Annotated in this window: 9 protein-coding genes and 3 pseudogenes; 11 read left to right on the plus strand and 1 reads right to left on the minus strand. The window is 49.2% G+C overall.

Going from position 1 to position 13,394, the window contains the following annotated elements; all coding sequences use genetic code 11:
• Nucleotides 1-3 precede the first annotated feature (3 nt).
• The 10 genes and pseudogenes from secD to mfd all read left to right on the plus strand — a co-directional run bounded on the left by secD (nucleotide 4) and on the right by mfd (nucleotide 12,089).
• Entirely contained in the window at nucleotides 4-1,620 is a 1,617-nt protein-coding gene (secD, locus tag K6J74_RS00105; RefSeq protein WP_221271941.1) for a protein translocase subunit SecD, read from the plus strand.
• The gene (gene secF, locus K6J74_RS00110) at nucleotides 1,607-2,569 is read left to right on the plus strand and encodes a protein translocase subunit SecF (protein ID WP_221271942.1); all 963 of its coding nucleotides are present in this window, start codon (nucleotides 1,607-1,609) and stop codon (nucleotides 2,567-2,569) included. The genes secD and secF overlap by 14 nt, the downstream gene beginning before the upstream one ends.
• A gap of 11 nt (nucleotides 2,570-2,580) precedes the next feature.
• Nucleotides 2,581-2,922 (plus strand): DUF6394 family protein, encoded by a 342-nt coding sequence (locus K6J74_RS00115; RefSeq protein WP_221271943.1) that lies wholly within the window; start codon nucleotides 2,581-2,583, stop codon nucleotides 2,920-2,922.
• Complete coding sequence (gene leuS / locus K6J74_RS00120; protein WP_221271944.1) at nucleotides 2,923-5,361, plus strand: leucine--tRNA ligase; 2,439 nt, start codon at nucleotides 2,923-2,925, stop codon at nucleotides 5,359-5,361.
• Nucleotides 5,362-5,364: 3 nt separating this feature from the next.
• Nucleotides 5,365-5,865, plus strand: a complete 501-nt coding sequence (lptE, locus tag K6J74_RS00125; RefSeq protein WP_221271945.1) for an LPS assembly lipoprotein LptE — start codon at nucleotides 5,365-5,367, stop codon at nucleotides 5,863-5,865.
• Nucleotides 5,862-7,001 (plus strand): bifunctional folylpolyglutamate synthase/dihydrofolate synthase, encoded by a 1,140-nt coding sequence (locus K6J74_RS00130; protein ID WP_221271946.1) that lies wholly within the window; start codon nucleotides 5,862-5,864, stop codon nucleotides 6,999-7,001. Before lptE ends, K6J74_RS00130 begins: the two co-directional genes overlap by 4 nt.
• The gene (locus tag K6J74_RS00135; protein WP_221271947.1) at nucleotides 6,991-7,890 is read left to right on the plus strand and encodes a M23 family metallopeptidase; all 900 of its coding nucleotides are present in this window, start codon (nucleotides 6,991-6,993) and stop codon (nucleotides 7,888-7,890) included. Before K6J74_RS00130 ends, K6J74_RS00135 begins: the two co-directional genes overlap by 11 nt.
• Nucleotides 7,877-8,817: pseudogene (locus K6J74_RS00140) on the plus strand (M23 family metallopeptidase). Before K6J74_RS00135 ends, K6J74_RS00140 begins: the two are co-directional and overlap by 14 nt.
• A complete protein-coding gene (locus K6J74_RS00145) occupies nucleotides 8,730-9,128 on the plus strand; it encodes a bactofilin family protein (protein ID WP_221271948.1) in 399 nt (132 codons plus the stop codon). Before K6J74_RS00140 ends, K6J74_RS00145 begins: the two are co-directional and overlap by 88 nt.
• Nucleotides 9,115-12,089 (plus strand): annotated as a pseudogene (gene mfd, locus K6J74_RS00150) (transcription-repair coupling factor). Before K6J74_RS00145 ends, mfd begins: the two are co-directional and overlap by 14 nt.
• Here mfd and waaF read toward each other — a convergent pair.
• Nucleotides 12,061-13,032: pseudogene (gene waaF, locus K6J74_RS08855) on the minus strand (lipopolysaccharide heptosyltransferase II). The pseudogenes mfd and waaF sit on opposite strands and share 29 nt — an antisense overlap.
• Nucleotides 13,033-13,099: 67 nt before the next feature.
• On the opposite strand from waaF, the gene K6J74_RS00160 reads away from it, so the two are divergent.
• Nucleotides 13,100-13,360, plus strand: a complete 261-nt coding sequence (locus K6J74_RS00160; protein ID WP_221271949.1) for a hypothetical protein — start codon at nucleotides 13,100-13,102, stop codon at nucleotides 13,358-13,360.
• Nucleotides 13,361-13,394: the final 34 nt, after the last annotated feature.

Genomic DNA, 13,394 nt, shown 5'->3' on the forward strand with positions numbered 1-13,394 from the left:
CCCGTGCAACGGGTGTTTAACACGCGGCTTTTGGCTTTCATTTGTGCCCTAATCTTTGGCGTGGGCTTTGCTTTGCCCAGCTTTTTACAAACCAAAGGCCCTAAGATCACCTTAGGTCTGGATTTAAGGGGTGGGCTTAGTTTGCTTTTAGGGGTGGGCGTGGAGGAAGCCCTAAAGACCAAATACGCCTCCATCGCCTCTTCGCTTGATTACGCCTTCAAGCAGCAAAATATTCTAGTGCAAGATTTGCACTCCTCCTTGCAAGGCGTGTCTTTCACACTCCTAGACAAGGACGATGAAAAGAATGTGGACAAGATTTTAGAGGATTTGCGCAAAGACGGGGCAGAGATCTTCACCACGGGCAATAACTACACCCTACGCCTCTCCTTTAGAAAGACACAAGCCTACAAGCAGCAAACCGTGGTGCAGGTCATCAGCACCATTAAAAACCGCCTCGATCAATTTGGGCTAGCCGAGCCCACCGTATTGCAACAGGGCAAAGACGCGGTGTTGGTGCAACTGCCCGGGATCAACAGCATTGAGGAAGAGCAAAGAGCGAAGAATCTCATCACCAAATCCGCCCACTTGCAAATGATGGCAGTCGATGAAGAGAAAAACGAGTATTTAGACAGCCTCACCGATGAAGAGATTAAAAAGTTAGGCGATGTGGTCTTGCCTTATGCGGGCAGAGGTGGGCAAGCCTATGGGCATTTGCTCTTAAAGGCGATCCCCATTTTGGATGGCGAAATGCTCACAGACGCGCAGGTGGTCTATGACAAGAACAACCAACCCGTGGTGAGCTTCTCTTTAAACTCGCAAGGGGCAAAGATTTTTGGCGACTTTTCAGGCGAGAATGTGGGCAAACGCATGGCGGTGGTGTTGGATCATAAAGTCTACTCTGCGCCCTATATCCGTGAGCGTATCGGGGGGGGCAGTGGGCAAATCAGTGGCGACTTCACGGTCGCACAAGCAAGCGATCTAGCCATTGCGCTAAGAAGCGGGGTGTTGAGTGCGCCCCTGGTGGTTTTAGAAAAACGCATCATTGGTCCTAGCCTTGGAGCAGATAGCATTAAAACCTCGATCGTGGCACTCATTGGGGGCTTTATTTTGGTGATGGTCTTTATGATCAGCTACTACGCCCTCGCCGGGGTGATCGCCAGCGTGGCACTCATTGTGAATTTATTTTTAATTATCGCCGTGATGGCGATCTTTGGAGCGACCTTGACCTTGCCGGGCATGGCGGGTATTGTGCTCACCGTCGGGATGGCGGTGGACGCAAACATCATCATCAATGAGCGCATTAGAGAGGGTTTAAGGCGCAATGAGAGCATTGCTCAGGCACTACACTCGGGCTATGCCAACGCCTCAAGGGCGATTTTTGACTCGAACTTAACCTCGCTCATTGCCTCGTTTTTGCTCTACGCCTATGGCACGGGCTCGATCAAGGGCTTTGCGCTCACCACGGGTATCGGTATTTTAGCCTCGATCCTCACCGCCATTGTCGGCACGCAGGGCTTTTACCAAGCCATTTTGCCCCAAATCTCGCGCAACAAAAACTTGGCGTTGTGGTTTGGCGTGCAGAGTCAAGTTTCTCAAAGGGGGCGTAGTGGAGCTGTTTAAGCGGGTTAAGATCATCAACTTCATGGAGTATTCCAAATGGGGGCTTGCAGCCTCCACGCTTTTAGTGATCGCTTGTTTGGGGCTGATCTTTTTTAAGGGCTTTAATTTGGGTGTGGATTTTGCGGGCGGGAGCGTGGCACAGGTGCGCTTTGTTAAAAACGCCCCCATTGCCAAAATCCGCCATGCCTTCAATGAGGCGCATTTTAGCGGCGTGCAGGTGAGCGCCTTTGGTTCAGAGCAGGAAGTGGTGATCAAAATCCCCGTGGGCAAGGTGCATAAGGATTTGAGCACCGAGATCACTAAGATTTTAAAGCCCTTGGGGCAGTTTGAGATCCGTAAGCTCGATAGCGTAGGGCCCAAAGTGGGCGATGAGCTGAAGAAAAAGGGCGTACTCTCTTTGGTGCTTGCCATCCTTGCGATGATGTTGTATGTGGGGGTGCGCTACGAGTGGCGTTTTGCGCTCGCCAGCGTGATCGCCTTGTTGCACGACAGTCTCATCACCGCCACAAGCGTGATCGTGTTTGACATTGATTTAAACCTAGAAGTCATCGCCGCCATTTTGACGCTGATTGGCTACTCGATCAATGACACGATCATCATCTTTGATCGTATCCGTGAGGGCATGCTCACCAAGCGCACAAATGATTTAGATTATGTCATTAACGAAGCGATTTCAAGCACACTTACAAGGACTTTACTCACTTCCTTAACCGTGTTCTTTGTGCTCTTGGTGCTGTATGTCTTTGGCTCTAAAATCTTGGTGGGCTTTTCCTTGCCCATGCTCATTGGCACGATCGTGGGGACTTACAGCTCGATTTTCATCGCCCCAAGAGTGGCGGTTTTGCTTGGCTTTGACTTGGAGCGCTACCACGGAAATGAGCTAAAAAAAGCCAAAAAGAAACAAGAAAAAGAACGCTTGCGCCGCCAATACGAACACGGGCGGGTGTAGAAAGGAGAGTTATGGACTGGGGTCGGGTTGTCTTTACCGTTTTTAGTTTGGCGAGCACCACCTCCATTGCGGGGTTTTTGTATGAGCCCAATGTGGTGATCCTCTTTGTGGCGTTGGCACTAAACCTCATTGTAACCACGCTGAAAATCGGAGTGCAAAAGCAATTCGCCTCCGAGCTTATGGGCGGTTCGCTAGTCGCCCTCTTGCACCTCATGCCCGCCTTTGTGTTTTTGCAAATCTTAAACAATTTGATCTTTGCCTACACCTTGATGATCGGGGCATTGATCAGTAATGTCTTTTGTTTGGTGCTCTTGGTGATCGACAGCATTAAAAATACGGATTTGGAATATTAAATGCAAACCTACAACCCTAAAAAAATTGAAGAAAAATGGCAACAAGTTTGGGCGCAAACGAACGCCTTTGAACCTAGTGATGACTTTAGCAAACCCAAGAGGTATATTTTAAGCATGTTGCCCTATCCTAGCGGAGAGGTGCATATGGGGCATGTGAGAAACTACGCCATAGGCGACGCTTTGGCGCGCTATGCCCGCCAAATGGGACATAATGTCTTGCACCCCATGGGCTTTGATGCCTTTGGCATGCCTGCAGAAAACGCCGCCATTAAGCACGGCGTGCACCCTAAAAAATGGACCTATGAGAACATGGCAAAAATGCGCCAAGAGTTTAAGGCTCTGGGCTTCTCCTTTTGCCAAGAGAGGGAGTTTGCCACTTGTGCGCCCGATTACACCAAGATCGAACAGCAATTCTTCATTGAGATGTATAAAAAGGGCTTGGTCTATCAAAAAAAGGCGTGGCTCAATTGGTGCCCTCACGATAAAACCATTTTAGCCAATGAACAGGTGATCGATGGGCGGTGCTGGCGTTGCGATTGCTTGGTAGAGCAAAAGGAAATGCCCCAATACTATCTAAAAATCACTGCCTATGTGGAGGAACTGCTAGAGGGCTTAAAGACTCTAGAGGGGTATTGGCCTAACCAAGTACTACGTATGCAAGAAAATTGGATGGGCAAATCTGCCGGCTTAGCCTTTAGCTTTAGCCTAGATCAAGCTAGCCAAGATCTCTTGGGGTATTCTCAAGACTTGGAGGTTTTCACCACCCGCATAGACACCATTTACGGCGTTACTTTCATTGCCCTAGCCCCGGGACATCCCTTCGTGCAAACCTTGCTAGACAAGGGCGTTTTAGACCCCAAAGCCTCTAAAGAAATCATCGCCATCCAAAACACCAACATGCGCACGAGGGCGTTAGAAAAGAGGGGGGTTAGCTTGCCTTTAAAAGCGATTCATCCCCTCACAAAAGAGTTAATTCCCGTGTATGTGGCTAATTTTGTGTTAGAAAACTATGGCAGTGGGGCGTTAATGGGCGTGCCCGGTTGCGACCCTAGGGACTACGAGTTTGCCACGCTCTTAAATATCCCCATTGTCCCCTTGATTGTGGGGCAGGAAGTGCCCTGCAATGAGGTGGGGGTTTTACAAAACAGCCACAATTACAATGGCTTAAGCACCACGGAGGCGAAAGAAAAATTAAGCATGCTCTTTGAAGAGCAGGGCTTGGGGCAAAGGGTCATTAATTACCGCCTGCAAGACTGGGGCATTTCACGGCAACGCTATTGGGGGGCGCTGATTCCCATGGTGCATTGTGCTAATTGTGGGCTGGTGTGTGAGAAGTTAGAAAATTTGCCTATCTTACTGCCCGAAGATGTTACGATCGATGGCGAGGGCAACCCCTTAGACAAGCACCCGACTTTTAAAGACTGCACTTGTCCACAATGTGGGGGCAAGGCGCAAAGAGAAACCGACACGATGGACACCTTTTTCCAATCAAGTTGGTATTTTTTGCGCTACACCACGCCTAAAGAGTTATGGGACAAACAAGCCTTTGAGCCCCAAGAATTAGCCTATTGGCTGGGTGTGGATACTTACATTGGGGGGATCGAGCACGCCATTTTGCACCTGCTCTATGCGAGGTTTTTCACAAGGGCTTTAAGGGATTTGGGCTATGTCAAGTTAGACGAGCCGTTTTTAACGCTCATCACGCAGGGCATGGTGCTTAAAGACGGGGCGAAAATGAGCAAGTCTAAGGGTAATGTTGTAACCCCTAGAGAGATTTTAAACAAGCACGGGGCGGACATTGCAAGGCTCTACATCCACTTTGTCGCCCCCCCGCACAAAGAGCTAGATTGGAACGATCAAGCCCTAGAGGGGGCGGCGCGCTTTTTACGCCGTTTTTATGAAAAATCCTTTTTGGCCAAGCCCTGTGAGAGCGCGCCAACAATAGAGCCAAATAGCCTAAATGCAGAGGACAAACAAGCCCGCCAAAAGGTGCATATGGCTTTGCAAAAATGCCACGACATTTTTAAAGAAACCATCCCCAACTACCCCTTCAACACTTTAATCGCTGCGTGCATGGAGGCACTAAATGCCCTAGAAAAGAGCACGAACACGGCCGTGTGGACGGAGGGCTATTACATCCTCACCCACACCCTAGAGCCCATCATCCCCCATGTATGCTTTGAAATTGCCAATAGGCTTTTTAAGCTTAGCAACTTTAAACCCCTAGAAGTGGACGCCAAGGCCCTAGAGCAAGAGAGCGTGAATGTCGCCATCACCATTAATGGTAAAAAGCGTGGGCTGGTGAGCGTGCCTAAAGACACCCCTAAAGAGGCGTTGCTAGAGACTGCCCGCCAAGAGGTGGCAAAGTGGCTAGAGGGGCAAAGCGTGCTTAAAGAAGTGGTCGTGCCAGCCAAGCTGGTGAATTTCGTGCTTGCTTAAGAAATGTGGCGGGCGTGGGTTTTAGTTTTGTTGTTTGGGGGCTGTGGGTATCAGCCCATCGCCAACTTTGCGGATAAGGTGTTGGGTAAAGGGGTTTATGTGCGCCTCGTAGTGAACTTGCCCAACCCTAAAAACTCTGTGGAGTTTAAGGACTTGTTAAACCGCTTCATCGTGCAGCGCTTCCAAAACACCCTCACCACAGAGAAGCAAGCCGACTCGATCATCACCATTGAAATGAAAAGGGTTATCGACACTTCCATCAGCCAAAACCAAGAGGGTTTCACCACCTTTTACCGCGTGACGGTGTATGTCACCTACACCTACGACAATAAAAAGGGCGTTACTAAGACTTTTGAAGACAATGGTTATTACAACTACGCCGTGTCCTTGCAAGACCCCTTAATCACCTACAACAACCGCCTGTATGCCATCGGGCAGGCGTTGGAGCAAACCCTCACGCAATTTGTGTCCCAAATTGCCTACGAGGGCAAGGTGAATAAATGAAGTTAAACGATTTTCTTGCCACAAAACCCTTTGAGCTCGCCCCCTTTGAGCCTCAGCGTTTTAAGCAAGTCTACAGGGATTTTTGCCAGCATTTTAAAGACAACACGCCTAAAATCCAAATCATCGGTACCAATGGCAAGGGCAGCACAGGGCGCTTTTTAGCCCAAAGCTTGGAGGCGAGTGGCTTTAAGGTCCTGCACTTTAGCTCCCCACATTTGCTAGACTTTAATGAGCGTTTTTACACACAAGGACGGAATGTTCCCCAAAGTGAATTAGAACAGGCCCACGCCTATTTGCAAAGCCTACCCATAGATGCGCACTTAAGCTATTTTGAATACGCCACGCTTTTAGCAGTGGTCTTAGCTAAGGACTGCGACTTTATGGTCGCTGAGGCAGGGCTAGGCGGGGAGTTTGACAGCACCACGAGTTTAAACAAACGCATTGCGCTGGTTTTCACGCCCATTAGTGTGGATCACACCGATCGCCTAGGCAGTAGCTTATTAGAAATTGCCACGACTAAACTAAGAGCGGGGCTACATTTAGAGCCACAAGTGCCTATGATTTTTGCTAAACAAGAGCCGGAAGTGCAAGAGCTTACCAAAAAACTTTTGCCTAGCCAAAATTTGGCTTTTATTGAGGAGTTAAGCCAAGAAGCCCTAAGAGAGGGGCAAAAGTGGGGCTATCCGCCCTTCTTGGTGCAGAATTTACAAACAGCCCTAAGCACCCTAACAGCCCTAGATCTCGCACCCAAAGCCCTAAAACGGCTCAATTTAAGGGGGCGTTTTGAGCACATTACGCCCAATATCTTATTAGATGTGGCGCATAATGTAGGGGGGGCTAGGGCTTTGGCTGAGGCTTTAAAAGGGCGGCAATTAGACTTGATTTACAACAGCTACGCCAGAAAAGACGCATTGGGGGTCTTAGAAAGTTTAAAGCCCTATGTGCAGCATGTGTGGATCTTGCCCGTGCCAGACCCGCAGATCATGCCCCAAGAGAAGTTGCAAGGGATTTTAAAGCAACTCAATTTGCCCTTTAGCCCTTTTAGGGGGGTGATCGAGCCTAGTAAATCTTATTTAGTGGTGGGCTCTTTTAGCGTGGTGCGTGCCTTTTTACAAGGGGGGTTTTTTGGCAGATAAGTTCATGCTCACCATCATTGATGAAAACGGCTCGAGGCAGTGGCGGGTGCCTAGAAACGCTAAGAAGCATGCTTTGATCGCCGTGGCTGTGGTGCTTATGGTGCTTTTGGGTGGAGGCCTAATTTTAAGCTACTTGGTGCATAGGGTCAGCGGCCTCACCTTAGATAAAAATATCATCCAAGCCAATTATCAAAATCTCTACAATAAAAACAGCACTTTAGCCCAAGAAATCATCCAAAAAAACCGAGAAATTGCCCTTGTAACCCATAAAATTAAAGACCTAGAGAGCATTTTGAAAGTGGAAAAAATGAAGGGGAATAAGATTTACAAGGTGGCCCTAGATGCCCTGTCTAAAGCAAATAAAACCCTCGCTTTAGCCCTTATCCCCAATGGCGAACCCGTCAAAAGCTATCATGCAAAGCTGAAGGCGAACACTTTGCATAAAAAATCGCTGGGGCCTTACAGTGCCTATAACTTTAGCGTGGCTGTCAACACCCCCGTTTACGCATGCGCTAGCGGGGTGGTGGATTTGTTGTTGCAACACAATTTTAGAGACTATGGCAAATTGATCCGTCTAGAAAACGCCTTTGGTTTCACTTCTATTTATGCCCGCCTAAACTCCATAGTCATTAAACCCCACACTTTTGTGCAAAAGGGCGAACTCTTGGGTTATAGCAGCGCGAGTTTACACTATGAAATCCGCTTTTTGGGGCGGATTGTGGACATGCCCTTGTTCATGGATTGGAGTTTGGAAAATTTTAGCGTGGTTTTTCAAGACGAACAAGTGGATTGGCAGAATCTCTTTTACAGCATTGAGGACATGGTGCAAGTGCAGGGCTATAAAAAAGCCCAAGCTCAAGGTTTAGGGGAATTTAGTGTGGCTCAATAAGCGGCTGATTTTAATCTTCACCTACAACGATGGGAGCAAGACCCTAAACATCCCCATTGTCTGCAAACAGCTAGCCTATTATTTGCTTTTATTGGTGGTGGGGGTGTTGCTCTTTTTGGCCATCGCCCTTTACACGCTCGAGCACGAGATCCACGCCACCAAAGTCCAAACTAAAAAGCTTAACCGCAAATACCAAAAGAGCACACAAGTCCACGCCCAATTAAACCAACAATTACAAGGCTACCTAGAAGAGATCATGCTCGCCGGCGATCGCATCAACGATTTAGAGGACTTTGTGGGCATCGACAACAGCCAGGGGGACGACGACGCCCCCCTATCTCAACGCCTAGATGTTGCCAGCATCACAGGGATGCAAAAGACCTTTATCATGCGCTTCATCCCCAACGACAACCCGCTAGAGAGTTTTAAAAGGGTTTCTAGCACCTTTGCTAAACGCTACCATCCCATTTTGCACCGCATGGCCAACCACACGGGCGTGGATTTAAGCACCCCCATTGGCACCCCCGTTTACGCCACCGCCAATGGGGTGGTGGGCTTTGCGGGGCGGGGGTGGAATGGGGGTATGGGCGCTTACTCAAGCTCTACCACCCCTTTGGTTTTAAGACCTACTACGCCCACTTAAAGAGAATCGTGGTGAAAAATGGAGAGTTTGTCAAAAAAGGGCAACTCATCGCCTACAGCGGTAGCTCTGGGATGAGCACGGGCCCACATTTGCACTATGAAGTGCGCTTTTTGAACAAGCCCATCAACCCCATGGATTTTATTAAGTGGAACATGAAAGATTTTGATTTTATCTTCACAAAGGAAAGGAACATTGCATGGCAATCTTTGCTAACGATCATAAACAACCTGCTAATGGATCAGCCACCATCATCGCCCAAGGCACCAAGTTCAAAGGCGAATTAAATATTGACTGCCACCTACACATCGATGGCGAGTTTGAGGGCACCATCCACTCGAAAAGCGTGGTGGTGATCGGCAAAAATGGCGTGGTGATGGGCGAAATCTTTGCCTCTAAGATTGTTGTGAGTGGCAAATTCAATGGCAATGCTGATGCCGACATCATTGAAATCATGTCCATGGGGTATGTGGATGGTAAAATTGTGAGCGCAGAATTGGTGATCGAGCGCAAGGCAGTTTTAACCGGCGAGAGCCACCCTAAAGATTCTCTTAAAAAATCTATGGAGAACAAACCCCCCAAGAATGATTCAATCTAGCCTTTATGCAGCTCTAGGCACTTTCAAGCCCACAATCCTAGCCACCAAGGATGCTAAAGAAGCCCTAGAAGCCCTGCAAGTGTGGCGTTTCTTTAGCCCGCACACCCCCGTGTTTGTGCTGCCCGATCTGCGTGCCCACTACCTAGATGACATGCGCGCCTTTAGCAGCGAACTCAAAGAGCTTTTAAGCACTCTAGGGCGTTTTTACACTTCTTTAAGGAGCGATCCCAACACCAAGCTTTTAGCCCCGCTAAGTGCGCTCTTACACCCCTACCTTGTGCCAAACTCTTACAAAGTTTTCGTGTTACTTGTTTGGAGAGCTACCCCCTACAAGAGTTACAAGAAAAATTAAGGCTTTTTGGCTACGACTTTGTGGATTTGATCGAACTGCCCGGGGAGGCGAGCTTTCGAGGCGACATTGTGGATATTTTCATCCCCGGGCAAGCAAAGCCACACCGCTTAAGCTTTTTAGGCCAAGATTGCGAGGACATCCGCACCTTTGATTTGCGCACGCAGCTTAGCGACCCGCCCATCATCGAGCACATAGACATCACCCCCGCTCTTTTTAGCCTAGATGCGCCCACGCATGCGATGCTGCAACAACGCCTAGACAAGCTCAACGCCCCCGTGTTTCTGCCCGATTTGGCCTCCTTGGGCTTTTGGGTGTTGGAGGATTTGGGGTGCGATTTTTTAACGCACTACGCTACCATTTTAAGCCCAGAGGCTAAAGAGCAAGCCAAGGAGTGGCACAGCCTAGAGCCAAGCCCAGCCCTAGAGCGCGCCTTAAGCCTACCCATTTTGCCCACACCGCCACATTACCAAGACATCCAAAAGCCAGCCAACTTACAAGACTTTTTAAAACTCAACGCTGCCAAGAAAGCCACGCTCATCGCCAAAAATGTAGACTTCTTGCCTCACATCAACGCTCCCTTTGAGAGTGCGATCTCGGCGTGTGTGCTACACTTTAGCACCCCCACACAGCTCTTTTTATCCATGCATAGCTACGAGACACCAGGGAGTGCGGGCCACTCCAAGCTCATGCTCAATGAACTCACCCCGGGGGATTTTGTGGTGCATGAAAACTACGGCATCGGGCTGTTTAAGGGGCTGGTGCAGCAAAGCGTGCTGGGCAGTGTGCGCGACTTCATCGCCCTAGAATACCAAAACGCCGACCGCCTGCTCTTACCCGTGGAGAATTTGCACCTCATCGAGCGCTACATCGCTAACCAAGATATGCCCTTGTTAGATAAGCTAGGCAAGAGCAGCTTTGCCAAGGTGAAAGACAAGGTGCGCTCTAAAATTTTAGACATGTCCTCTCAAATCATCGCCTTAGCCGCTAAACGCAACTTGCTTAAAAGCGGCCAAACAGCCATCGACATGTCCAAAATGCAGACCTTTAAAAAAGCCTGTGGCTTTGCGCTCACTGCCGATCAAGAGCAGAGCATCGCCGCCATTTTGCAGGATTTTGCCAGTGGACAGGTGATGGATCGGCTCTTAAATGGGGATGTGGGCTTTGGCAAAACAGAGGTCGCCATGCATGCCATTTACGCCATGTCTTTAAGCGGCAAGCAAAGCGCGCTCTTTGTGCCCACCACGCTTTTAAGTGCCCAGCACTTTGCGACCCTCAAAGAGCGCCTAGAACCCTTTGGGCTGAAAGTGGCAAAACTCGATCGCTTCAGCAAGGATAAAAGGGTGGTGCTGGAGGGCTTAAAGCAGGGCTTGGTTGATGTAGTGGTGGGCACACATGCGCTTTTGGACGCAAAGTTTAAAGAGCTGGGGCTGGTTGTGGTGGATGAGGAACATAAATTCGGGGTCAGGCAAAAAGAGGCGATCAAGACCTTAAGCGAGGGCGTGCACTGCCTTAGCATGTCCGCCACGCCCATCCCCCGCACCCTAAGCATGGCTCTATCTAAACTTAAAGGGGTCAGCACCTTAAACACCCCGCCTAGCATAAGACAGCCCAGCCGCACCTTTGTCAAGGAAAAGACGGATGCACTCTTAAAAGAGGCGATCTTAAGGGAGTTGCGCCGCAAGGGGCAGGTCTTTTACATCCACAATCACATCGAGAGCATGCCAAAAGTGCAGGCCACCCTTTTAAAACTACTGCCCCACTTGCGCATACAAATCCTGCACTCTAAGATCCCCGCCCTGCAGGCCGAACAAGCCTTGCTAGATTTTGCTAAGGGAGAATATGAGGTGCTTTTATGCACTTCGATCGTGGAGTCGGGGCTGCATTTACCCAATGCCAACACCATCATTATTGACAACGCCGACAACTTCGGGCTAGCCGATTTACACCAACTAAGAGGTCGGGTAGGGCGTGGGCATTTGGAGGGCTTTTGCTATTTTCTCGTGCAAGACACCCAAAGCCTAAGCAATGAGGCGAAAAAAAGGCTCGTTGCTTTGGAGAAAAACTCGTATCTAGGCAGTGGAGCGAGCATTGCCATGCACGATTTACAGATTCGAGGCGGGGGCAATTTCTTAGGCGCGGATCAAAGCGGGTACATCAAGAGTATCGGCTACGGGCTTTACACGAAAATGCTCGAAGAGGCGATTTGTGGGCGTACGCAGGATGTGGGCGTGGATTTAAGCTTAAGTGTCAGTGGGTTTTTAAGTCCTAAACTCATTGCCAGCGACAGTCTGCGTTTGGAGCTGTATCGGCGTCTTAGCTTTTGCAAGGACTTGGCTAGCGTGCAAGAGATTCAAGTCGAAATACGCGATCGCTTTGGTGCGCTAGACACCATGAGTACGCAATTCTTGCAAATCATTAGAGTCAAGATTTTAGCCAACCGCCTAAACATCAGCAAAATCTCACAATACGGGCAGAACATCACCTTGTTCATGGGTGGCGATCAAAATGTCTTGTTAAAAGCCCCGAGTAAGGACGATGAGGACATTTTGCAAGCCCTTTTGTGCCACCTGAAGGCACACGCTAAGCCAAAACCTCATCCACAGCCTTAAGCACGCTTGAGGGCAAGAGCCGCGTCATGCAGGCGTGGTTGTCGTGCTTGAGGGGGCAGGTGCGCTGTTTGCAGGGCGAGCAAGGCATGGCCTTAGAGAGTAGGGTCGCCTTTTTGTATTGCCAAGGCCCGGTTTCTCTGGGGTCTGTGGGGCCAAAAAGGGCGATGATGGGGATATTTAAGGCGGCTGCAATGTGCATAGGTCCGCTGTCATTGCAGATAAAAAGGTCTAAAGCGGCGATGGTGTCTATGAGCTCGGGGATGCTTGTTTTGCCGCACAGATTATGCAAAAGCGAGTTTTCCTCTAGCGGCTCTAACACTTCTTGTACCACCGCTAAATCGTCCTTAGCCCCCAGCACATACACCCCATAGCCCCTTTCTAATAAGTTGGCGATCAACTCCCTAAAATAAGCGGGCTTCCAGCGTTTAGCGCTCCCAAAGGCAGCCCCCGGGCTCACCCCTATATTTTTAGACCCTGTGAGATTTAGGGGGTTGGCGTGGATGAGTAGGGGGGCAGGGGGTTTTGGGCACTAAAGGGCTTAGTAGGTGGCAATAACTTTCTACTTGGTGGGCATTGATGGGTTCTAGGGGGTGGGTGAGTAAAAAAGTGCGCCCTGTACGTCGGTAGCCGACGCGTTTAGGTGTGTTGGTCCAATAGAGCAACAAGGCGGCATAAAAGTGGTTATTGAGTGTGATCGCAATGTCGCAAGGGCCGATACGCTTAGCTAGCCGATAGGTGGCAAGAGCGCGCCAAAAGGCCTTTTTGGTGTTGTCGATCACCAGCGTGCAATTAGGCGTGCGCTCAAAGAGGGCGCAAATCTTGGGTGGTCCAACTAAAATAAACTCCGCATTGATCTCTTGAAAATGGGCTTGTAGGATTTGCAAAAAGGGGTTGCCATCACACCATCGCCGAGCCAATTAGGTAAGCGGACTAAAATTTTCATTTATGCACCTTAAAAACCAATCTTTGTTATAATAATAGCCAATATAATAAATAAAAGGGCATGTTAGGTGTTAAAGAGCATTAAAGCCAAAATGACGGCGCGTATTTTAATCGCCGCATCGCTAGTTGTGGGGATGGTTTATTATTGTCTGCGTATTGGCCATGAAAGACTCACAACTGCCCAAAGCGTGGCTTTGATCGAAGTCATTAGCCAAGCCTTGATGAATATGGCCAAAGAAGTTATAAAAGACAGCCAAGGGATCCAAGGCGCGCATGCAACTTTGTCCCCTCTAAAGAAGCGATCGATCTTTTTAGCAAGGAATATCTAAGAGTGCGCACCAATAATGAGCAGCCAAACCAAAA

The organism is Helicobacter sp. NHP19-012 (genome assembly GCF_019703325.1).
Lineage (GTDB): Bacteria > Campylobacterota > Campylobacteria > Campylobacterales > Helicobacteraceae > Helicobacter > Helicobacter gastrofelis.